The organism is Ruegeria sp. YTSA135, assembly GCF_059610165.1.
Window position 1 is genome coordinate 22,034 of record NZ_JBXWNC010000023.1, and the last position, 22,176, is coordinate 44,209.

The following is a 22,176-nucleotide window of genomic DNA, read 5'->3' on the forward strand; positions in this document are numbered from 1 at the left end:
AGCGGATGATTGTGTTGGAGAAACGGCCTCAGCCGTCCAAGGCGTGGTCTTATGCCACCCCTTTGGTCGCGGTGGTGGCAACAATGATTTTTGGCGGCGTTTTGTTCGCCATCCTGGGAAAGAACCCGATCGAAGCCATCGGTACCATTTTCTGGGAACCGCTGTTTGGTGAGTTTGCCTTCTACTACCGTCCGCAATTACTGGTGAAAGGCGCGCCGCTGGTGCTGATCGCGATTGGCCTGTCGCTGGGTTTTCGCGCAGGCATCTGGAATATCGGCGCCGAAGGCCAGTACATCATGGGCGCCATCTTTGGGGCCGGGGCGGGGCTGGCTTTTTATCCGCTGGAGGCGTGGTATATCTTTCCGATCATGGTGATCGCCGGGGCGTTCGGCGGCTGGCTTTGGGCCATGATCCCGGCCTTTCTGAAGGTTCGCTTTGGCACCAACGAAATCCTTGTGTCGCTGATGTTGGTCTATGTGGCCGAGCAGATGCTGGCCTCGGTCTCACTTGGTCTGCTGAAGAACCCCGAAGGCTTTGGCTTTCCGGGATCGCGCAACCTGCAATCCTATGACAGCGCGCATAATGCCGAACTGATCGCCGGATCAGGGATGCACTGGGGCGTCGTAACGGCACTAATCGCCGTGATCTTTGCCTATATCCTGCTGAACCGGCATATGCTCGGGTTCCACATTCGCCTGACGGGTGAGGCCCCTCGGGCAGCGAAATTCGCCGGCGTGAACCCTGCCCGGCTGATCCTGTTCTGTCTGGGTTTGTCCGGCGCTCTGGCAGGTCTGGCTGGGATGTTTGAGGTCTCAGGCCCCTCGGGCGTGGTCAGCATCGACTTTAACGTGGGCTACGGCTTTACCGCGATCATCGTGGCCTTTCTGGGCCGGTTGCATCCGGTGGGCATTCTGCTGGCCGGTGGCCTGATGGCGCTGACCTATATCGGCGGTGAAATCGCACAGTCTCAACTGGGCCTGCCAGCCGCTGCCATCCAAGTTTTCCAGGGGATGCTGTTGTTCTTCCTGCTGGCTTTCGATCTTCTGACAAATTACCGCATCCGTGCGGCCCGTAGCGAGGTAGCGTAACATGGACCTTGGTGAAATTAACCCCGTCCTTCTGATCGCCTCGCTGATGGTGGCCGCGACCCCCCTTCTGCTTGCCGCAATCGGAGAGCTGGTCGTGGAAAAAGCAGGCGTTCTTAACCTTGGCGTCGAAGGCATGATGATCGTCGGTGCAATCAGCGGCTTTTCGATCTCGGTCGAGACGGGCTCGCCCTATCTGGGTTTTATTGCAGCCGCTGTTGGTGGCGCGGTGCTGTCGCTGTTGTTCGTGCTGCTGACGCAGGTGGCACTGGCCAATCAGGTCGCCAGCGGGTTGGCGCTAACGCTTTTTGGATTGGGATTTAGCGCCTTGATGGGGCAGAGCTACGTTGGGGTCAAACCGCCCAGCATGGGTGAAATCCATATTCCGGTGATCAGCGATATCCCAGTGTTCGGCCCGATCCTTTTTCAGCATGACCCGATCCTTTATGTCGGTATCGGTCTGACTGCCGCCGTGTGGGCGACACTGAAATACACGCGGGTCGGCCTGATCCTGCGCGCCGTGGGCGAAAACCACGATGCAGCGCATGCGCTTGGCTACAAGGTGATCAAGATCCGCATACTGGCGATCCTTTTCGGCGGAGCCTGCGCAGGCCTGGGCGGAGCCTATATCAGCCTGATCCGCGTCCCACAGTGGACCGAAGGGATGACCGCAGGCGTGGGCTGGATCGCTCTGGCCTTGGTCGTGTTCGCCAGCTGGAAGCCGTGGCGCGCGTTGCTGGGTGCCTATTTGTTCGGCGGCATCACAGTATTGCAGCTTAATTTGCAGGCAGCGGGCGTTGCCATCCCTGTCGAGTATCTGGCAATGTCGCCCTACATCATCACGATCCTTGTGCTTGTGATCCTTTCGGCCGACAAGAGCAGCGCACCTGCCTCACTGGGCCGGATCTTCCATGCCTCACACTAGGGGCCAACTGAACCAACTTGGGGAGTAACACATGAAATTCACTTCACTTCTGACAAGCGCCGCCATCGCGCTTGGCCTGGCCACAGGCGCTGTGGCCCAAGACAAAACCAAGGTCGGTTTTGTCTATGTCGGCCCCATCGGCGACGGCGGCTGGACCTACGAGCACAACAAGGGTCGTCTGGCCGTCGAAGAACATTTTGGCGACAAGGTTGAAACCGTGTTCGTTGAATCCGTTCCAGAAGGTCCGGATGCTGAACGCGTGATGACACAGATGGCGCTGGACGGTGCAGATCTGATCTTCACCACGTCATTTGGCTATATGGATCCGACCATTAACGTTGCCAAGAAATTCCCGGATGTGAAGTTCGAGCACGCAACGGGTTACAAGACCGCGCCAAACGTTTCGGTTTATTCGGCTCGTTTCTACGAAGGACGCGCCGTTCAAGGCCATATCGCCGGTAATATGACCGAGTCGAACATCATTGGCTATATCGGGTCCTACCCGATCCCCGAAGTGATCCGTGGCATCAACTCGGCCTACATTCATGCCAAAAAGGTGAACCCGGATGTCGAGTTCAAGATCGTCTGGGCCTACACTTGGTTCGATCCTGCGAAAGAGGCTGATGCCGCCACCGTTCTGATCGAACAGGGCGCGGATGTAATCCTGCAACACACCGATTCGACCGCACCACAGGCGGCCGCACAAGAGGCAGGCAACGTTGTCACCTTTGGTCAGGCCTCGGACATGAGCGAATACGCTCCGTTCCCGCGTGTGTCGTCGATCATCGACGATTGGGCCCCCTATTACATCGCCCGGACCCAGGCCGTTATGGATGGGACATGGGAAAGTGCAAACACTTGGGATGGCATCCGCGAAGGCATGGTTGCAATCGGAGAGATCTCAGACGCCGTTCCAGCCAATGTAAAGGAAGAGGCGCTGGCGCTTAAAGCCGCAATGGCCGCAGGTGAATACCACCCCTTCACCGGCCCGCTGAAAAAGCAGGACGGCAGCGACTGGTTGGCAGAAGGCGAAGTGGCCGATGACGGCACGCTGGCGGGTATGAACTTTTATGTCGAAGGTCTGGAAGGTGACATTCCGCAATAAGCGACACCGCAAAAACACCGAAGGGCTGGCCGCTTGGTCAGCCCTTTTTTTCTGCATTACACAGTAGTTTTGGAACACCTTCGCTCCCTTTGATGCAGGGCGATCAACGCCGCTTTTGGTCAAGCGGCTTGATGCGTTCCAGCAAGACTGCTTTAAGCGTCCAGGCAGGCTCAGGTGGCGGCGTCCGGCTGGCCTGCACCGTTCAATCGAAGCGTACCGCAGAGGACAAATGATTGATTTCCTTGTCATAGGCGGCGGCATCGCTGGCCTGAGTGCCGGGGCGCGCCTGTCGGCCCACGGGCGGGTAACCGTTCTTGAGGCTGAAGACGCGATTGGCTATCACGCATCCGGTCGCTCGGCCGCATTGTTCGAACAAAGGTATGGTCCGCCCTCGGTTGTTGCGTTGAACAAGGCCAGCGCGGCGTATCTGCACGATGAGAATGGCGGATACCTGACTCCACGCGGTATTTTGTTGGTCGGTCGCAAAGATCAGAAAGCCGCGTTTGAAGCTGACGCTGCCGCGTTGAACATGCGTGCCATTTCTGCGGCTGATGCAATAGATCGCGTGCCCATTCTGGACACAGACAAACTTGCCTATGCGGCTGTCAGCCAATCTGCATTCGATATCGACACCGACAGGTTGATGCAGGATTTCGTCCGAACAATCCGCGCCAATGGTGGCGCGGTGCTGACCAAGGCGCGTGTCACCTCAATTCGGAAAGACACGCATTGGATCGTGGAGGCTGGGGATGTTTACGACGCGCGCAAATTGGTGAATGCAGCAGGTCCTTGGGTTGATGAGGTCGCCGCCCTGGCGGGGATCAAACCCATTGGTATTACGCCAAAGCGCCGGTCAATGGCGCGCCTGCCTGCCCCCGGCGGACATGATATCAAGGACTGGCCGATGCTGTTCGGTGTGGGTGAGGCATGGTACGCCAAACCCGATGCGGGCAAACTGCTGGTCTCACCGTCCGAGGCCGAGCCTGTGCCGCCTCAGGACGCTTATGCCGACGATTTGGTGCTGGCCGAAGGCTTGGCCCGCTACGAAGAGATGGTCACCGAACCCGTCACACGGGTTGAGGCGAACTGGGCCGGGCTGCGCAGCTTTGCACCTGATGGGACTTTGGTACTTGGCCCAGATCCGGCCGATCCGTCCTTTATCTGGTCTGCGGGTCAGGGCGGATATGGCTTCCAGACCTCTCCTGCCGCGTCGCAACTGGTTGCTGATCTTGCGACAGGTATGACCCCCAATCTTGATACACAAACCACAGCCGCCCTCAGCCCGGAAAGACTGCACCGATGATCAAACGAACCCTTCCCCCAAGCGCCAGCGTTGCAACCAAAGGTCAGGACGGGCGGCTTGTTGCCCCCGCTGCGACCCGCAACGCGGATGCACTATGCGATCTGCTGGTGAAGTGGGCACCGACCGAAGGTCAGGCCTTGGAAATTGCCAGCGGCACTGGCCAGCATGTCAGCGCCTTTGCGCGGTGCTTGCCCGCCCTGAAATGGCAACCGACCGAAGTTGAGCCGGAACGACGCGCAAGCATCAATTCCTATACCTCGGGCTTGCCCAATGTTGCAGAAGCGGTCGCACTGGATGCAACGTCCGCCGGTTGGCATGCAAAATTTTCGGATCAGAACCTTATCGTCTTGATCAATCTGGTGCATCTGATCAGTTGGCCACAAACACAGGTATTGATTGCCGAAGCCGCACAGGCGCTTGCCCCAAAAGGCCGATTTATCCTCTATGGTCCGTTCAAAAGGTCGGGCCAACTGACGAGCGATGGCGACCAGAGGTTCCATGATGCGCTTGTCCAGCAAAATCCGGAAATCGGATACAAGGATGACGGTGACATCGCCAGTTGGATGGCCACCCAGGGTCTGAACGTCATTGATTTGGTCGAGATGCCGGCAAACAACCTGACGTTTGTTGCAGAAAAACGTGATAGCTGATCAAGATCAAAGTCGGGCTCAGCACGCTGCAGCATATCCATATCACATTATTTGAAATGGAATGGTGACATGAGCTGGCACGAAAAGATCAAGGACACGCGACAAGGTCTGCGCGCCCTTAACGGTGCGCTACCGGATACCACCCGCGCATTCGGTGCGCTTGGGGCAGCGGTCAAGCAAGGGGGTGAGCTGGACTACAAAACCAAAGAGTTCATCGCTTTGGGCATCTCGATCGCGATCCGGTGTGAGCCCTGCATCACGCTCCACACCGAAGCCCTGATCAAAGCCGGGGCTTCGCGCGCTGAGTTTTCAGACGTGTTGGCGATGGCCATCCAGATGGGCGGAGGCCCGTCGATGATGTACGCCGCCAAAGCGTTGGAATGTTTCGACGAACTGTCCGATTAAAAAGACCCCGGAGTTCTCCGGGGTCTTTGACTAATCACCCATCCTTGCGGATGGTTTCGTTTTTCGGGTCATAGGGGCTGTCGCAGGTCACGACTGCGTCCCACAGTTTGTCTTGCATCTTGACCTTCAGTTTGGTGCCTTCGACCGCCAATTCGGGCTTCACATAGCCCATGCCGATGGATTTCTCGAACGCCACCGAATACCCGCCCGAGGTCAGACGCCCCACGCGCTCACCTTCCGGAGTATACAACACCTCGCGTCCCCACGGGTCGGCATCGTCCGGCCCGTCGATCAGCAGAGTGCAGCATTTCACGCGCACACCGGTCTCTTCGAGCTTGGCCTTGCCGTAGAAGTCTTTCGACAGATCGACAAAGCGCGGCAGGTCGGCCTCAAGCGGGGTCGCGTCGCGGCCCAGCTCGGTGCCGAAGGCGCGGTAGGATTTCTCCTGACGCAGCCAGTTCTGAGCGCGGGCGCCGACCAGCTTCATACCGTGCTTCTCACCAGCTTTTTCCAACAGATCGAACAGATAGTTCTGCATTTCGATCGGGTGGTGCAGTTCCCAACCCAGCTCACCGGTATAAGCCACACGAATCGCGTTGACCGGGCACATGCCCAGCTCGATCTGGCGCGCGGATAGCCACGGGAAGCGCTTGTTGGACAGCGCGGTTTCCGGATCGGCGTCTTTGATGACCTCTTTCAGAACATCGCGCGACTTTGGTCCGGCGATGGCGAAGACACCCCACTGAGTGGTCACGTCCTGGATTTCGATGTAACCGAACTCCTCCATCTTGTCCTCAGCCGCCTTGCGCAGATAGTCCGCGTCGTACTCGGTCCAGGCACCGGCAGAGACGATATAATAGCTGTTCTCGCCATTGCGGACGATGGTGTATTCGGTGCGGGTGGTGCCGTGCGAGGTCAGCGCGTAGGTCAGGTTGATGCGTCCGACCTTGGGCAGCTTGTTGCAGGTGAACCAATCCAGGAACTGGGTCGCGCCGGGGCCTTTGACGACATGCTTGGTAAAGGCCGACGCGTCGATCAGGCCAACGCCGTTGCGGATCGCTTTGGCTTCTTCGACGGCATATTGCCACCAGCCACCACGGCGGAACGAACGGCTTTCCTTGTCGAAGTTGTCCGGTGCATCAACCGGGCCGAAATAGTTTGGACGTTCCCAACCGTTGACCCAGCCGAACTGCGCGCCGCGCGCCTTCTGACGGTCATAGGCCGGAACGGTGCGCAGCGGGCGGCAGGCTTCACGCTCTTCATCCGGGTGGTGCAGGATATAGACATGCTCATAGCACTCTTCGTTCTTGCGGGCTGCAAACTCGGTGGTCATCCAGTTGGACGAATACCGCTTGGGGTCCAGCGAGGCCATGTCAATCTCGGCTTCTCCATCGACCATCATCTGCGCCAGGTAGTAGCCGGTGCCACCTGCAGCGGTGATCCCGAAAGAGAAACCTTCGGCCAACCACATGTTGCGCAGACCCGGAGCCGGGCCGACCAGCGGGTTGCCGTCAGGCGTATAACAGATCGGGCCGTTGAAATCGTCCTTCAGGCCCGAGTCGGCGCAGGACGGCACGCGTTCGGCCATCGCCATGTATTGCTCAGCAATCCGATCCAGATCCAGCGGGAACAGATCCGCACGGAAGCTGTCCGGCACACCGTATTCAAACCGTGCGGGTGCACCGTGTTCGTAGATACCCAGAATCCAGCCGCCGCGTTCCTCACGCGCATAGGATTCGTTGTCAGCGTCGCGCACAACGGGATGCTCGGGGTTGCCTGCCTCACGCCATTTGACCAACTCGGGGTCTTTGTCCATGACGATGAAGGTGTGCTCAACCGGGATTGCGGGCATCTTGATGCCCAGCATCTTGGCCGTGCGCTGTGCATGGTTGCCCGATGCAGTCACAACATGTTCGGCCGTTATGACAACCTGCTCATCTGATGGGACAAGGTTACCGCCCTGCTCGACCATCTTGGTGCATGTGACTTCCCAGTGGGTGCCGTTCCAATGAAAGGCGTCGGCCTGCATTTTGCGTACAATCTCAACACCGCGCTGACGCGCACCTTTGGCCATCGCCTGCGTCACGTCCGCAGGGTTAATGTAGCCGTCCTCGGTGTGATAGATCGCGCCTTTCAAATCGCCCGTTTCGATCAGCGGCCAGCGTTCCTTGATCTGATCCGGAGTCAGCCATTCGTATTTCACGTCGCAGGTTTCGGCCGTGGACGCATAGAGCATGTACTCATCCATACGATCCTGCGTTTGCGCCATGCGCAGGTTCCCGACCACGGCAAAGCCCGCGTTCAAGCCGGTCTCTTCCTCAAGCATCTTGTAGAAATCGACCGAGTATTTGTGGATGTGGGTTGTTGCATAGGACATGTTGAACAACGGCAGCAAACCGGCTGCGTGCCAGGTTGAGCCTGACGTCAGCTCATCCCGTTCAATCAACATCACATCGTCCCAGCCCGCCTTGGCCAGGTGATAGGCAATCGAGGTCCCGATGGCGCCGCCGCCAACGACCAATGCTTTGACTTGGGTTTTCATAACCGGGCGTCTCCCCTTGAATTCAGTTGACACCATATGGCGCAATTGAAGACCCCGGCGCGACATTCATCCGACCAGTGAGAGAAAGAAAACGACCCGCTATTCAATACGGGCCGTCGATTCAATGGATTTGACCTATTGGCCGGCGGCTGCACATCGCTTTACGCTGCCAACTTGTGCGCAGGATGCCCCCAACCCGCCCTTGTGCACGCGCACGGGCTGCGACGACTTCTTAGGCGCAGCAGATTCCGCAGACGCACCCGTGACCCCTGGTATCCCAAAGGCCGGCAATTTGTCTTTCAACCTCTTGAAAAAGCCCGACCCTTGCGTCGTGTCGTCAGCAAGCGCGGCTTGGCGTTGGTCGGACTCCAACAGCAGCTTTTGCGCCCGACCATATCCGATTTGCAGAACATCCTGGTGTTCGAACACCATGCCACCGGTAATGTCCATGATACCGTCGCTACTATACCCACATGCAGTCATCGCGTTGACCATCACCGCAGCATAGTTAAGGTTCTCGAGTTTTTCGTCGGTCATCTTTTCCTGAACCAATATCATCTAAGAGTATAAGTCATCCATTTTCTCTGCGACTTCCGCTTGCCGGTCTTGCGGAATCAGGACACCAGCCCCCACGACGGGCGAAGGGAAGGTTAGCAACGCATTCAGGGCGGCATAATCGACAGCTCGTAACAGTTCGAGAATGGCCTCGTCGGACGCATTGGTGTTCATTCGGATCACGACTTCCTCATCGATTCCGATACGTCCGGTAATCCTGCGATAGTCTGGGGCTTCGTCAGACTCCAACATGGAATATGTGGTTTCCATGAACGCGACACCATCAATGACCGCGAAACCTTTGGTGATCTCGGTCATGGCTACAAAATTCTGCTGCCGCGACAAAGCGATACCAACCAATGAGTTGCGCGCGGATTTGGGCTTGAGACTGATGTCGAACCAGGCAACCTCATCCCCCTTGGCATAGACCAGCCCCGACTTGCTTAGCTTGCGGGCGAAGCTCTCTTTTCCCGCTTTGGAAAGGCGTATCAACTCTGACGTGCCAGAAACCGAGCTTATCAGCGGCGTTGGGTCATACTCCGAAAGCACAGTGTCGACCGGTGCACTGTCGAGGTCTGTCAGCTCATGCCGATCCCAACCCTATGCGGCCGCAGGAAGATAGGGTTTGGCCCCAGCATTCCACCGGTTCTGACGATCACGTTCTACAGCTTTTGCCTCGCGTTCGCCCTGTTGCTGCGCGAAACGCTGCTTGATCGTGTCAACATAACCACTGACGGACAAACTGCCGTCGTGTTTTTTGTTCTGCTGGAAATAGTCAAGGCCAGCGATGACCAAACACACGATCATTGCAAAACCCAAAATCCGTAAAACGCCCATTTGAGAACCTAAAATCAATCACTGCTCTTGAGCGCGAAAGATAGTCTGCAAATAGGGCAGCCATATGGCTACAAGGCCAGATTCTCGTCGAAGGTCAGTTTCCGGGGAAAGACAGGATTTTACCTGGATTCATAATGTTATCCGGGTCCAGCGCCTTTTTTATGGCATCCATGTAAGTGACCGCCGCACCCAGCTCTTTAAGTAAATAGGGGCGTTTTCCCTGTCCGATTCCATGCTCACCAGTGCACGTGCCTTCCATTGAGATCGCCAGATCGTTCAGCCAGCCAACGAACGCATCTCCACTGGCCAGTTCCTCGGCATTGTCCATGTCAATCAGCAGCAGAGTGTGAAAATTTCCATCCCCCACATGCCCGACAATTGGTGCCATAAGACCCATCTCTTCGGCCTTGTCCCGAGTGGTCGTGACACATTCCGCAAGACGCGATATCGGAACACAAACGTCGGTTGAGATTCCCCGTGCACCAGGGCGCAGTTGCAAGCTGGCCCAATACATATCGTGCCGGGCCTGCCACAGCTTGTTCCGCTCTTCTGTGGTCGAGGTGGCGGCGAAATCGGCACCGCCGAATTCTCTGGCGATCTGTCCAAAGGTGTCCGCCTGTTCGACCGCGCCCGCATCCGAGCCGTGGAACTCCAAAAGCAGTAACGGCGTTTCTGGCAAACTCAGCCCGGAATAGGCGTTGGCAGCCTTGACCGACAACGCGTCCAGCAGCTCGATCCGGGCCACAGGCACACCATACTGGATCGTCGTCATCACGGCCTGACAGGCCGCATCGACGGATGGAAAGGAACACCGGGCCGAGGTGATCGCCTCGGGGATGCCTTGCAGGCGTAGGGTAAGCTCGGTGATGATGCCCAAAGTGCCCTCGGCCCCGATCAAAAGGCGGGTCAGATCATACCCGGCAGAAGATTTCCGCGCCCTATGCCCGGTGCGAATGATCTGACCGTCAGGCATCACCGCCTCAAGGCTGAGGATATTGTCTTTCATCGTGCCGTAACGCACGGCGTTTGTACCTGACGCCCGCGTTGCCGCCATACCACCAAGCGAGGCATTGGCCCCCGGGTCGATAGGAAAGAACAAGCCCTGATCCCGCAAATGAGTGTTCAGATCTTCGCGCGTCACCCCGGGCTGCACAACGCAGTCCAGATCATTTGCATGCACCGCCAACACCTTGTTCATCTGTGACAGGTCTACCGAGATTCCCCCCGCCGGAGCGTTCACGTGCCCCTCAAGCGAGGTGCCGGTGCCGAAGGCAATCACAGGGACCCTGTGTTGGGCGCAGGTTTTGACGATCTGCGAAACCTCCTCGGTCGACTGGGGGAAGACCACGGCGTCCGGCACCTGATTTTCGATCCAGGTGGTCGTGTGGCCGTGCTGTTCACGAATAGCTTGGCCCGTCTGCAGACGATCCCCGAATTTCTGCTTGAGAATGCCCACAGCCGTTTCAATCCCGGCCTCATTTCGCGCCAAAGCTACAGCCTGCACCATGTGTAGTTCCCTTTATTCGCCCAGAGCGATGCCCTCGCGGCGCGGGTCTGCGCCACCGATCAGACCTTCGTCAATTTCAATCGCGTGCAACCCAGATGTCAGATCGCGTGGATTGACCTCATAGCCCAGTTCGATCAGCGAATCCAAGAACCCCTCGGCTGCCGTACCCTGTTCGACATCGTAGGTGCCGAACCGATTGACAAGATGCGGCAGCAACAACGCCTGTTGCACATCCATATCCCAATCTGCCCAGGCAATGATCGACTTGGCCACGTACCCGATGATCCGGCTACCACCCGGCGAGCCGATCGCCAGCACCGGGGCATCGTCCTGCATAACGATGGTTGGGCTCATGGATGAACGTGGCCGTTTGCCGGGTTCCAGCCGGTTCGCGATTGGCACACCGTTGCTGTGGGTCTTGAACGAGAAATCCGTCAACTCGTTATTCAGCAGGAACCCATTGGTCATCAGGCGTGAGCCAAATCCGTTCTCAATGGTGGTGGTCATCGACAACACGTTTCCGTACTGATCGACGATCGAGATGTGCGAGGTCGAAGGCAGTTCTAGCGACACATCATCCGCCCAGTTAGATGCATGATCGAATTCCGGGTTGCCGGGTGCTACGTCCGTCAGTGCGCCGTCAGCGTTCAGCAACTGACTACGTTCAGAAAGATAGTCGGGGTCAACCAGCCCCTGCGTAGGCATCGGCACAAAATCATGATCCGCCATGTAACGACCGCGATCCGCAAAGGCCAGACGCGAGGCATCGCCTATCAGCCTCCAGGCATTTACGTCCTCTGGCCCCATCGCGGCCAGATCATAATCGTTCAACATGCCCAAAATCTGCCCAACCGTCAGCGCCCCCGACGACGGCGGACCCATGCCGCAAACCTCAAAGCTGCGATAGGTGGCGCAGACGGGCTCACGCTCGATCACCTGATACAGCGCCAGATCGACACCGGAAAGAACACCGGGATTACCGGGGGCGTTGCGCACGGTGCTGACGATCCCGGCAGCGATTTCGCCACCATAGAACCCGGCAGATCCCTCGCTGGCCAATGCGCGCAAAGTTTCTCCGTAATCCGGATTCATCAGACGCTGACCTTGCTGCAACGGCTCGCCGCCCGGCAGGAAATACTCGGCTGTGGCCGGAAAGCGTGACAGCCGTTCAGCATCCGCTTCGACAAGGGACGCCAGGCGCGGAGACACAAGAAACCCTTCTTCCGCCAACCTGATGCCATCCTGAAACAGGCCCGGCCATGGGCTGCGTCCCCAGCGGCGGTGGGCTTCTTCCATCAGCGCAGGCGTACCGGGCGTGCCGACCGAAAGACCGCCAACAACGGCATCGAAGAATTGCAACGGCTCACCGTCCTTGTCCAAAAACAATCGGTGGTTCGCTTCCAGAGGTGCTGTCTCGCGCCCGTCCAGCGTGGTCAATGTGCCAGTCGCGGCGTCATACCAGACCAGAAACGCACCGCCACCCAAGCCCGAGGATTGCGGCTCGACCAAACCCAAAACGACTTGAACGGCGACCATTGCATCAGCCGCCGACCCACCGGCACGCAACACCTTGGCCCCGGCCTCTACGGCCAACGGATGCGCCGCAGCAACCATCCAGTTGTCAGAGTGCACAGGTATCCCCGCCATTTTCGCCTCAAGCGAAGCGATGACCTCATCGGTAAGAGCCTGAACCTGACCTTCAGAGGCACCCTCGGGCGCGACCGTATCTGCCGTTTCCTGCGCAAAGGACGCACCGCCAAAGGTCAACGCCGCAAAAAACAACCCCGAAATCAGATTTCTATTCATCGTATCCTCCAGAAAACTGTTTCTGCGGCGCGGGCGCGTCACAGCATAGATGGTACAACCTGATCCGGCGGGCGGTGTCCGTCCTCAAAGGTTTTGATGTTGATAATGACCTTCTCCCCCATCTCGATCCGCCCTTCCAGCGTGGCCGAGCCCATGTGGGGCAAAAGAACGACATTCGGCAATTGCCGCAAACGCGGGTTCACCTGAGTGCCGTGTTCATAGACGTCGAGACCCGCACCCGCGATATCACCAGACCGGATCAGTCGGGTTAGTGCGTTTTCGTCAATCACCTCACCCCGAGAGGTATTGATAACCACAGCGGAGGGTTTCAACAGCTTCAAACGGCGCGCATTCATCAGGTGAAACGTGGATGGAGTCGACGGACAATGGACCGAGATAACATCCATCCGCGCCACCATCTGATCAAGACTTTCCCAATAGGTCGCGTCAAGCTCCTGCTCAATCTCGGGGCGCAACCGGCGACGATTGTGGTAATGCACTTGCATCCCAAACACGCTGGCACGTCGCGCCACGGCCTGCCCTATCCGGCCCATTCCCAGAATCCCAAGACGCCGGCCACCAATCCGACCACCAAGTAAGGCCGTGGGCGCCCAGCCGGACCAATCCCCCTGTTGCATCAAGCTGATGCCTTCGGGCAGTCGTCGTGTGACGGCAAGGATCAGCGCCATCGTCATGTCGGCCGTGTCATCGGTCAGAACGCCGGGTGTGTTAGAGACCAGGATACCGCGCTGTCGTGCTGTCGCGACGTCGATGTTGTCGACACCCGCCCCATAGTTGGCAATCAGGCGCAGATTTTCACCCGCCTGCCCCAACAAGCCACCATCAATTGTATCGGTAACTGTGGGAACCAGTACATCCGCACTTTGAACCGCGGCGACCAGTTCTTCGCGCGACATGGGGGCATCATCGTCGCGCAGTTGAACATCGAACAACTCGCACAGCCTGGTTTCCACTGCCTCGGGCAACCGTCGCGTTACGACAACACTCAGACGTTCTCTTGGCACCTTTGCCCTCCCATCGCTTTGCAAATCTTTGCGCGCCATGGCATCGTGGCGCAGGATCAGGCGGGGCACAAGAACCCCAATCGCATTGAGACGACCTTTTTTCGAAACCAGATCAACAGGCACAAGAGCAGGCAGTCAGTGAGTGGTTTTCTAACGGTAAAACACCGCCTTTTGGTGATTTCGTGCGCATTTCTTGTGTTTCTGGGGGCATTCAGCGCCAGCGCACAAGACAAACGGGGCCAAGTCACAAACCTGCCGATACCCCGCTATGTTTCGATGAAGGCCGCTGAGGGCAACGTGCGCCGCGGCCCGTCGCTGACGCATCGAATCGATTGGGTTTTCAAGCGGCGCGGTATGCCGCTGCAAATCACGGCCGAATACGGCAATTGGCGCAAAGTGCAGGACCGTGACGGAGCTGGGGGATGGGTACACTACGCCCTGCTTTCAGGTGTACGTACCGTCCTGATCGATTCCGAATTGCTGTCCGTTTACACAAACCCCGACCCCAATTCCCAAGTCAGCGCCAAATTCGAATCCGGTGTGGTGGCACGCCTTGGCAAATGCAGCCTGGATTGGTGCCACATCTCGGCTGGCGGGTATCGTGGCTGGGCGGAGAAATCAAATCTCTGGGGCGTCGACCCCTCTGAAATTCGCGAATAACACGGCGATCGGGCCGCCGCGACAACTGGGTATAGCTTTGTCCTCTCCGGTTTCTTGGTTGCCTGCGAAAAGAACAGGCTATGCCCGGCTAGGTAGGTGTGCTGGCTTTCCAAATATTTTTATTCTTTTCAATGTGTCAAAGTGTGTGTTCAGCAATTGAAAAGCCCTCACAGAATGACAGTGCGCGCCCATGTTTTGTATGCCCATGATGCTAACGAAAGACCCTCAAAACGCAGGTTTGCTAACTCAGCACCCTTCACCATTCTGTGACTTACGAACTCCGGATGATGCTGAGGCGGCACCGTTTGCGCCATGCCGCTCAACTGGCGCCAGTTTTGCTGTTCCTGGCTGTCGGTCGTGACTAAAAATAATTTTGCCCAAAGCTGTTTTTTTCGCCTAAAAGCTCTTGAACCCTCCAAACAACAATCGTAGACAGCGCCTCACTGTTGGGGTGTAGCCAAGTGGTAAGGCAGCGGTTTTTGGTACCGTGTATCGTAGGTTCGAATCCTACCACCCCAGCCACCACCCTCTAAGTTATTGATATAATGTAGATTTTTATATTTCAACGCGTCATTTCGGGCGCTTTCAGAGGTGTCAATTTACCCCAGACCGACAGATATCCGATATTCAGCCCGTTTCCTCGAAAAGTCTGGAATCGCCATTTCCGCGGTAGCAGTTTGGGCGAATGTGATGGTGGTAGCATCGCCTTTCGTGCGGTCATAACCCAGTGGCATATTGCCGGAGGACGAAGCCAGCGACGATCAGCGCCATGGACGTAAAAATTGATTTTGATGCAGTGGCTTATAATGCGGTGAATGCGTCGCGCTGCTCAGTCCAGATGGGTGAGAATGCATGCCGCTTGAGCCAGTCGGATGTCATGCCAACGGGCTGCCGGCCTTCGCGGACGGACCGGATCACGTCCGGTGCCAGGAAGGCCAGCTCGATCAGCTGCTGAACACGGCGTTTTGAGACGCCTTCGGCTGCGGCGATTTCGGCAAAGGTTTTGCCCGACCGGATAAGATCGAAGTACCGATGTGCGCAAGCGATGTTGCGCAGAAGGGTGGTGTCGATCTCCGACTGTGCGTCACCGATGATCAGCCTGGTTTCCACGCCCCGCTTCCGATGCTGGAACGCTGAGGTGATGGTCAGCAGTTCTTCCAGAATGCGCGTCGCATCCACATCAAGATGATGTGCGAGATGTTCGCCTGACAAGGTGATGCGTATGTCGCCCGGCGCGATATCGATGCGGTCGACCAGTTTAAGGCAGTGGCGTATTGCATCCTTGACTGCGGCAGCGTCGCTTTCGAACAGTTCGGATAAGCGGGCTCCGACCCCGAAAGTTTTATCGGCGGTCGCGTCGCACAAGATATTCGCGCGGACCTCTGGTTGACCGAGGTGTCGCCGGATCAGATCAGCGACTTTGTCTTCCAATTCCGGTGCTGGCAACCGCCACCCCGATGGATCACGTGGCGCTGTTCCGCGCACCAGCCGATGAGACACATAATATCGCAACTTGCGACCTTTGGCGTTTTCGAATGGCTGGGCGTCAGGCGATCCCCAGTCTGATCGTAGATCCTGCCGGCCAGCGGCGATGCCGATGCTTTGGCGCCCTTGCGGTTCCGCTTCGTGAATGTCCGATCCTTCAACGCATCGGATCTGAGTTGATCCTGGATGCTGTCCCAGACCTCAGGGTCGATCAGCGGTGGGTGCTGGCCGGGATAGACTTTCGCGTGGTGCCGGATGCGACCGGCATAGACCGGGTTCGTCAGGATATAGTGTATATGGCCATAGCTAAATTGCGCGCCCCCTTTCACCCTACCCGAGATAAGTGTGCGCACCGGTGTCTTGAGACCGAGGGCATCAACCGCTTCTTTAACGATGCGCGTGTTCCGGTGATTAAGGTAGAGGTTATAGATCGTGCGGATCACCCCGGCATCCGGCTCAGCGATCTTCAGGGACCGCCCATCAGCGGCATAGCCCAGCGGGACCGTTGCGCCCATCCAAAGGCCCTTCTTCTTTGAGGCCGCAATTTTGTCGCGGATGCGCTCGGCAGTCACTTCACGCTCGAACTGGGCGAAGCTGAGCAGCATGTTCAGTGTCAGCCGCCCCATGCTGGTGGCCGTGTTAAAGGACTGGGTGACCGACACAAACGACGTACCTGCCGCATCCAGCCGTTCGACCATCTTCGCGAAGTCCGCCAGTGAACGCGTCAAGCGGTCGATCTTGTAAACAAGGATCTGATCCACGACACCCCGGTCGATGTCTGCGAGCAGGCGCTGCAACGCGGGCCGCTCCATGCTGCCGCCAGAGAGACCGCCATCGTCATAGCGCTCTGGCAGCAGCACCCAGCCTTCCGCTTTTTGGCTGGCGATGTACGCCGCGCAGGCCTCATATTGTGCATCCAGAGAGTTGAATTCCTGTTCGAGTCCCTCCTCAGAGCTCTTGCGGGTGTATATGGCACAGCGGATCTTCTTCATGCGTCCGTCCCTGCCCTGCCGTTGAGACCGAAGAACCGCGGCCCTGACCAGCTGGTGCCGGTAATTTGCAGCGCAATGGCGGACAGCGATTTATAATGATCACCATTCATCACGAACCCGTCGTCCCGCACCTCCACCTGGTATCGCCGGCCGTTCCACTCCCGAACAAGCTGTGTGCCAGGTTTGATCGCGGGCGCTGGCGCTCTGACTTGCTTTCCGCCTGCGGCGGCCTTCAGCGCGCGTTTCACCTCGGTGGTCAGACCACCGAAGGCCCGATTCTGTTCATCCCAGATCAGCGCCTTGCGCATGAAGATCATGGACAGGAAGTGCGGCGGGGCGTCGCCAAACGCCTCCGCCCAGGCCACGCGCAGGGCCGCCCGGTCCATCTGGCCGAGGTCCTCCCAACGCGCGGCGATATCCTGGTGACCAGCCATCAGGCGGCATCCGCCGGTAGGGCGGTGATGCGGTAGCTCAGCGGTTTCCCGTCCCCTGATTTCTCCGCGGAGATCTCGAACCCCGCCTTGCGCAGGCCCGTCAGTGCCGCCCGCGTCGTATGCGATTGCCACCCGAGCTTGTCGCTGATCGTCGCAACATCCGCCCCGGCTTTCCGGGTCAGCATCTGGATGAGCTGTGCTTTCTTGGTTTTTGGTTTCGTCGATTTTGTCATAGGTCTTCTCCATATTGTGCAAACAGGTCGGAATTGATCCTGCCACTGAGCAAAACCCGGAGGCCCGGGCGGAGAAGGCGGCACACAGCACCAAGTGCGTCGCGACACAGACAGTACCGCTCTGTTTGGCGCACAAGTCCAGTGGAATTACGGCCGCTTAGCGCAGAAAAGCAGTCATCTGATAAAAAGACCCGGATGACCGAGGCGAGCCCGAAGCGGACGGGTTGGTGGCGATCGCGGAGATGTTGAGCCACTACTTCGTGATGCGGGACCATGCGCAGGATGTTGAAAGGGCTTATCGCTTTCGATCTGATTTCGCCTTCACCGCGCTGCGCACCAGCTTGCCAAAGGCGCGGTCTTTTTCGCGGCGCTCTGCTAAGGTGGCCGAGTTGAAAGCGTCCTCGGCCTGAAGCTTGCGCCAGCGGATGAGACGGGCTGGGTCGAGTTTGCCGTCCTCGATTGCGGATCGGACAGCGCACCCGGGCTCGGTCTCGTGCTGGCAGTCGGTGAAGCGGCAGCTTGCGGCCAGTTCCTCGATATCGTCGAAAACATCGGCAATGCCGGTCGCGGCGTCAGTCAGCTGCAATTCGCGCATGCCCGGCGTGTCGAGAACAAGACAGCCGCCCTGGGTAGCGTGCAGTTCACGCCGGGTCGTGGTGTGCCTGCCCTTCGCATCGTCCTCGCGGATGCCTTGGGTTGCGATGGCCTGCGCGCCAAGCAGCGCGTTCGTCAGGGTGGATTTACCCACGCCGGAGGAACCGAGGAATGCAACAGTCCGGCCGGGCTTGCACCAGTCGGCCAGCGCCCGTGCCGGTTCCGAACCGCGAGCATCGAGGGCCACGACTGGCACGCGGTCTGACACTTTCTGTGCGGCTTCCACATAAGGTGTGGGGTCTTCGGCGAGATCGGCCTTGGTCAGAATGATCACCGGGTCGATCCCGGCCTCAAAGGCCAATGCCACGTAGCGCTCCAACCGCGCCAAGTTGAAATCTGCGTTGCAGGAGGTAACGACGAAGACCGTGTCGATGTTCGCGGCAATCAGTTGCACCTCCCGGCCCGTGCCAGGCGCGCGGCGCTTGATCAAGCTCATACGCTCCAGCACGCTACTCGACCGCGGTCGCGCGCGATCGAATAGCAGCCAATCACCCACCGTGGCCGCGGGCCCCGGCGGGATCATCTCGTCAATGCCGTCACCCAGCACGTGCAGGCCGCTGCGATGCACCGCGATTACACGGACGGGAGGTGTTTCGGTCAAGGCGTCGGCATCTATCTGCCGGGCGAAGGTCGGGCCCCAGCCCAGTCGCTCGAGCGCGGTGGGCTCTCGCCGTTGTGGTGCGCCACCGGGCAAGAAGGCGGAGTAGTCGCGGACCATGGAACTACCAGAGCGCCGGGTCGTCAAAGGCAGCGACACAGCGGGACGGTCCGTGCACAGGCGTGAGGGGCTCCTCGGTCAAGGATTGGGCAATCCAGCCCTGTGGCTGCCCGAGTGGTTGCGGCGCAGGCAGGTCGGTTTCCGAGACAGGCTTGAACCCGACACGGCCGTAGAAGGCCGGATCGCCGTAGGTGACCACGATGTCTACGCCCTCCTGCCGGAGTTCATCGAGGCCGTATGAGATCAGACGTTGCCCTATGCCCTTGCCTTGATGTTCAGTGGCAACTGCCACGGGCGCCATCATAAAGACTGTGCGGGGATCGCCTTCGTAGGTGAGCCGCGTGAAGAAGATGCTGCCGACGAGCGCACGGTCCTCCCAGGCGGCAACAACGCGCAGGTCCTCGGCGGGCGTCTCCGCAATCAGGCGGCGCGCGAGAGCGCCGATCAGCGCTCCTTCCTCCGCACCTTCCGAGGCGGCGAAGCTCGCCGTGAACAGGTCGGCGACGGCCTCGGCGTGGGTCTCATATTCGGTCGAAAAGTCCATATTCCTGTCTCCATCGGCGCGGATAAGCTTGCCGTTCTGTAATCGAAAGATGGGGTCGCGCTACCTGTCAGGGCTTCTGTAGCACGAACATCTCGAAACTCACGATCCCGTCGCAGGCGTGGTAGGCGGCCAGTTCCGCACGCAAATCGTCCAGCACGCGGCTGCCATCAAGGCGCGCCTCCATCTCCGCGACGCGTGCCCCGAGCGGGCGGTAATAAGCGTCCATCGCCTCGCGCCCCATGTCGAAATGCCCTAGCAGCCGATAGCCAGCGCGTTTCGCCTGCTCGAGCCGCACGGGAACGCGGGTCATGGCCGGGTATTCCGAGGCCCAGTAAGCGCGCAGGTCTTCCGAGGGCGTATCGGTGCGCCAGACCATTTCAGAGAAGACTAGCACGCCGCCGGGGCGCAGGAGCGGCCGCCAGTCCCGCAACGCGCGCTCGACGCCGATGATGTAGGCGCTGCCCTCGGCCCAGATTACGTCCCAAGGCTGATCAGGCAAAGGCAACTGCGCCATGTCGACGTTGCGGACCTCGACCCGGTCACCCATACCTCTCGCCGCCACCCGTTCGCGCAGCCGGTCCAGCGCGCCTTCAGCCGTGTCGCAGGCAAGGATTTGCGCCATAGTGGCCTCAGCTAAAGTCATCGTCGCCATGCCGGGGCCGCAGCCGATCTCAAGGATTTTCTGCGGTGCGAAGGGCACCACGGCAAGCGCTTTTAACGTCGCCGCTTCTGTCGCCGGTCCCCACCGGTCGAGCGTGGAGAAGACCTCCATGAAGCCCGCCATGTAGTCGTCATGTGCGTTCATGTCCTTCGACAGCCACGCGACCCGCGCGGCCTCCTCACTTGAAAAGCCTTGTGTCATCAGCCAGGAGCGGTGCAGGTCGGGCGCTACCCGTTCCACCTCCTGGTGCCAGTCCTTCAGGCTGGTGCGCCCCAGAAGCGCTGCCAGCAGGTCACGCGACCGCGTCTTTTCCGCGATCTCGCGCTCCAGCGTCTCGAGCCGCTGTCCCAGCATGTCGCGGTCGAGTTTCCCATCGAGGCAGGCCTGACACTCCTGCAAGCTGAGGCCGCCGGCCTGAAGCTGCTGCATCAGGCGCAGCCGCTGTCGGTCGGCGTCCGTGTAGACGCGATAGCCGTTTGCCTGCCGTTTGCCCTTCAGCAGACCGAGCTTCTCGTAGTAGAGCAGCGTGGAGCGCGAAAGACCCACGCTCTCTGCCAATTCAGAAATCTGATACATCCGCCGCCTTGTTCGCTCACACCCAATCTCAACCGTTGGAGTCGTCCTAAGGTGTGAAGCCATAGACAGGTCAAGCCATAATCAAGGATGAATATCGGCTTTGTCCCGCACAGCAGTCGTTCACGTCTGGCCACCTAATGGCCGCTCCCAGCGTGACGCTGAGGGTCTCCGACTCCCAAGCGCTTTGGTGCGATGTGCCGCGCAGCGTTGTTTGGCGGCAATTGCCGGAGTTTCTTGCCAAAACGCTAAAATTAACCTCATTGTACGCATGTGAACACACTGGTTGGGAGGTAATTTCTTATGGCGGGCAAGTTCGAACTCTACAAAGACAAAGCCGGGGAGTACCGGTTTCGGCTGAAGGCCGGAAACGGTGAGATTATCCTTGCCAGCGAGGGCTACAAACAAAAAGCCAGCGCGGAAAACGGGATCGAGTCAGTTCGAAAAAATGCTGCGATGGACGGCAGATTTGAACGCAAGACCGCATCTTCCGGGCAACCAATGTTCAATTTGAAAGCGTCGAACGGACAAGTGATCGGTACAAGCGAAACCTACAGCAGCGAAGCTGCTCGGGACAAAGGGATATCGTCTGTTATGACAAACGCGCCAGATGCTAAAATGGACGACCAGACGACATGACCAGGGGCGCTGCCCTCAGCCACGCTTCGTTCTGAGTGTTCACGAAATCCGGCTTTGCGCTTGAAGCCGCTTGGGACTGGCTGGGCGGCTATTTCGAAGATACCTTGATTTTCCGGCTTGGTTCTTTTGGCTCGCTTTTGGGCATCGTGATGTGCAAAACGCCTTTGTCAAACTCAGCGGTGATGTTTTCGATGTCTACCGTGTCAGGCAACGTCATCGTTCGTGCAAAGCTGCCGTAGCTCCGCTCGCTAATGCGCAGATCGCCCTTGTCATCGTGCGTGACGTTTTTCTGACCGCGGATCGTCAGTCTTCCATCTTTGAGTTCGAGTTCGACGTCATCTTCTGACAGTCCAGGCAACTCGGCTGTCAATTCGATAGCCGTATCTGTCTCGGTGATGTCTATGGCGGGTGAAACCGCGCCGGTCATATCAAGCGACGGGAAACCAGTCCGTTGTGCAGCCGTCTCAAGTGGCGCGAATGGTGAAGCGCCTCCAAAGAAACGCGACATCATTGTTTCCATCTCCCGCCGAAAACTGTCAGTCAGCGGGTTTGTTCCGGTGAACAGTTGCGGTGACTTTTTGTCCTCAAGCATCTTCTGAACCTCCTCCTTTTCCACGATCAGAATGCAAGGAGATTCTGCCAGAAACTGCGACGTTAGCTTTGATCTTGCTCAAGACAAAACTGACGCAAGAGAGCAGTCGGTTCGGCGAACAGCCGATCAAACAGCCCGAGCACACTGCACAGTCGCCAACGTCTGCTTTGTCCGCAAGTGAGACATACATGACTGGCGCCGTGAAAGTCCGGTTTCGGAGTTTTCTGCTGCACACGCACAACATCG

23 protein-coding genes and 1 tRNA gene are annotated in these 22,176 nt (G+C 58.4%); 9 read left to right on the forward strand and 15 right to left on the reverse strand.

Annotated features, from left to right (window positions below; translation table 11 throughout):
- Positions 1-5: 5 nt before the first annotated feature.
- The 6 genes from AC2FIT_RS20635 to AC2FIT_RS20660 all read left to right on the forward strand — a co-directional run bounded on the left by AC2FIT_RS20635 (position 6) and on the right by AC2FIT_RS20660 (position 5,473).
- A complete protein-coding gene (locus AC2FIT_RS20635) occupies positions 6-1,088 on the forward strand; it encodes an ABC transporter permease (RefSeq protein ID WP_068340950.1) in 1,083 nt (360 codons plus the stop codon).
- A gap of 1 nt (position 1,089) precedes the next feature.
- Entirely contained in the window at positions 1,090-2,010 is a 921-nt protein-coding gene (locus tag AC2FIT_RS20640) for an ABC transporter permease (RefSeq protein ID WP_496832053.1), read from the forward strand.
- 31 nt (positions 2,011-2,041) lie between these two features.
- A complete protein-coding gene (locus tag AC2FIT_RS20645; protein ID WP_496832055.1) occupies positions 2,042-3,115 on the forward strand; it encodes a BMP family ABC transporter substrate-binding protein in 1,074 nt (357 codons plus the stop codon).
- A 229-nt stretch (positions 3,116-3,344) separates the two neighbouring features.
- On the forward strand, positions 3,345-4,418 hold the full coding sequence (locus AC2FIT_RS20650; RefSeq protein ID WP_496832057.1) for an NAD(P)/FAD-dependent oxidoreductase: 1,074 nt from the start codon (positions 3,345-3,347) through the stop codon (positions 4,416-4,418).
- Positions 4,415-5,068, forward strand: a complete 654-nt coding sequence (locus AC2FIT_RS20655) for a DUF938 domain-containing protein (protein ID WP_496832059.1) — start codon at positions 4,415-4,417, stop codon at positions 5,066-5,068. Before AC2FIT_RS20650 ends, AC2FIT_RS20655 begins: the two co-directional genes overlap by 4 nt.
- Before the next feature lie 69 nt (positions 5,069-5,137).
- Positions 5,138-5,473 (forward strand): carboxymuconolactone decarboxylase family protein, encoded by a 336-nt coding sequence (locus AC2FIT_RS20660; protein WP_496832060.1) that lies wholly within the window; start codon positions 5,138-5,140, stop codon positions 5,471-5,473.
- A 34-nt stretch (positions 5,474-5,507) separates the two neighbouring features.
- On the opposite strand, the gene AC2FIT_RS20665 is transcribed toward AC2FIT_RS20660, so the two are convergent.
- The 7 genes from AC2FIT_RS20665 to AC2FIT_RS20695 form a co-directional block, all read right to left on the reverse strand.
- Positions 5,508-8,015 (reverse strand): GcvT family protein, encoded by a 2,508-nt coding sequence (locus AC2FIT_RS20665; protein WP_496832062.1) that lies wholly within the window; start codon positions 8,013-8,015, stop codon positions 5,508-5,510.
- A 135-nt stretch (positions 8,016-8,150) separates the two neighbouring features.
- Positions 8,151-8,552, reverse strand: coding sequence for a hypothetical protein (locus AC2FIT_RS20670; protein WP_496832064.1), 402 nt, complete (start codon positions 8,550-8,552; stop codon positions 8,151-8,153).
- A 21-nt stretch (positions 8,553-8,573) separates the two neighbouring features.
- On the reverse strand, positions 8,574-9,119 hold the full coding sequence (locus AC2FIT_RS20675; protein ID WP_496832065.1) for a hypothetical protein: 546 nt from the start codon (positions 9,117-9,119) through the stop codon (positions 8,574-8,576).
- 51 nt (positions 9,120-9,170) lie between these two features.
- A complete protein-coding gene (locus tag AC2FIT_RS20680) occupies positions 9,171-9,365 on the reverse strand; it encodes a hypothetical protein (protein ID WP_496832066.1) in 195 nt (64 codons plus the stop codon).
- A 136-nt stretch (positions 9,366-9,501) separates the two neighbouring features.
- Positions 9,502-10,914, reverse strand: a complete 1,413-nt coding sequence (locus tag AC2FIT_RS20685; RefSeq protein ID WP_496832068.1) for an FAD-binding oxidoreductase — start codon at positions 10,912-10,914, stop codon at positions 9,502-9,504.
- A gap of 12 nt (positions 10,915-10,926) precedes the next feature.
- The gene (gene ggt / locus AC2FIT_RS20690) at positions 10,927-12,720 is read right to left on the reverse strand and encodes a gamma-glutamyltransferase (protein WP_496832070.1); all 1,794 of its coding nucleotides are present in this window, start codon (positions 12,718-12,720) and stop codon (positions 10,927-10,929) included.
- Positions 12,721-12,758: 38 nt separating this feature from the next.
- A complete protein-coding gene (locus tag AC2FIT_RS20695) occupies positions 12,759-13,745 on the reverse strand; it encodes a 2-hydroxyacid dehydrogenase (protein WP_068341001.1) in 987 nt (328 codons plus the stop codon).
- A 171-nt stretch (positions 13,746-13,916) separates the two neighbouring features.
- On the opposite strand from AC2FIT_RS20695, the gene AC2FIT_RS20700 reads away from it, so the two are divergent.
- Complete coding sequence (locus tag AC2FIT_RS20700; RefSeq protein WP_496832088.1) at positions 13,917-14,405, forward strand: SH3 domain-containing protein; 489 nt, start codon at positions 13,917-13,919, stop codon at positions 14,403-14,405.
- A gap of 447 nt (positions 14,406-14,852) precedes the next feature.
- Positions 14,853-14,927: transfer RNA gene (locus AC2FIT_RS20705), tRNA-Gln, on the forward strand.
- Between the two features lie 279 nt (positions 14,928-15,206).
- Here the strand turns inward: AC2FIT_RS20705 and AC2FIT_RS20710 are convergent.
- The 7 genes from AC2FIT_RS20710 to AC2FIT_RS20740 form a co-directional block, all read right to left on the reverse strand.
- The gene (locus AC2FIT_RS20710; RefSeq protein ID WP_496832072.1) at positions 15,207-15,836 is read right to left on the reverse strand and encodes a hypothetical protein; all 630 of its coding nucleotides are present in this window, start codon (positions 15,834-15,836) and stop codon (positions 15,207-15,209) included.
- Positions 15,812-16,882: a recombinase family protein gene (locus tag AC2FIT_RS20715; RefSeq protein ID WP_496832074.1), complete on the reverse strand. Its 1,071-nt coding sequence runs from the start codon at positions 16,880-16,882 to the stop codon at positions 15,812-15,814. Before AC2FIT_RS20715 ends, AC2FIT_RS20710 begins: the two co-directional genes overlap by 25 nt.
- On the reverse strand, positions 16,879-17,316 hold the full coding sequence (locus AC2FIT_RS20720) for a DUF2924 domain-containing protein (RefSeq protein WP_496832076.1): 438 nt from the start codon (positions 17,314-17,316) through the stop codon (positions 16,879-16,881). Before AC2FIT_RS20720 ends, AC2FIT_RS20715 begins: the two co-directional genes overlap by 4 nt.
- Complete coding sequence (locus AC2FIT_RS20725; protein WP_496832077.1) at positions 17,316-17,549, reverse strand: DUF3489 domain-containing protein; 234 nt, start codon at positions 17,547-17,549, stop codon at positions 17,316-17,318. The genes AC2FIT_RS20720 and AC2FIT_RS20725 overlap by 1 nt, the downstream gene beginning before the upstream one ends.
- A gap of 295 nt (positions 17,550-17,844) precedes the next feature.
- A complete protein-coding gene (gene rsgA, locus AC2FIT_RS20730; RefSeq protein WP_496832079.1) occupies positions 17,845-18,921 on the reverse strand; it encodes a ribosome small subunit-dependent GTPase A in 1,077 nt (358 codons plus the stop codon).
- Positions 18,922-18,925: 4 nt separating this feature from the next.
- The gene (locus AC2FIT_RS20735; protein WP_496832081.1) at positions 18,926-19,465 is read right to left on the reverse strand and encodes a GNAT family N-acetyltransferase; all 540 of its coding nucleotides are present in this window, start codon (positions 19,463-19,465) and stop codon (positions 18,926-18,928) included.
- Positions 19,466-19,532: 67 nt separating this feature from the next.
- Positions 19,533-20,702 carry a MerR family transcriptional regulator gene (locus AC2FIT_RS20740; RefSeq protein WP_496832083.1) on the reverse strand — a complete coding sequence of 390 codons (1,170 nt, stop codon included), beginning with the start codon at positions 20,700-20,702 and terminating at the stop codon, positions 19,533-19,535.
- Between the two features lie 300 nt (positions 20,703-21,002).
- On the opposite strand from AC2FIT_RS20740, the gene AC2FIT_RS20745 reads away from it, so the two are divergent.
- A complete protein-coding gene (locus AC2FIT_RS20745; protein WP_171237003.1) occupies positions 21,003-21,338 on the forward strand; it encodes a YegP family protein in 336 nt (111 codons plus the stop codon).
- An 88-nt stretch (positions 21,339-21,426) separates the two neighbouring features.
- Here the strand turns inward: AC2FIT_RS20745 and AC2FIT_RS20750 are convergent, their stop codons facing one another.
- Positions 21,427-21,930 carry an Hsp20/alpha crystallin family protein gene (locus tag AC2FIT_RS20750; protein ID WP_496832085.1) on the reverse strand — a complete coding sequence of 168 codons (504 nt, stop codon included), beginning with the start codon at positions 21,928-21,930 and terminating at the stop codon, positions 21,427-21,429.
- Between the last annotated feature and the right edge of the window lie 246 nt (positions 21,931-22,176).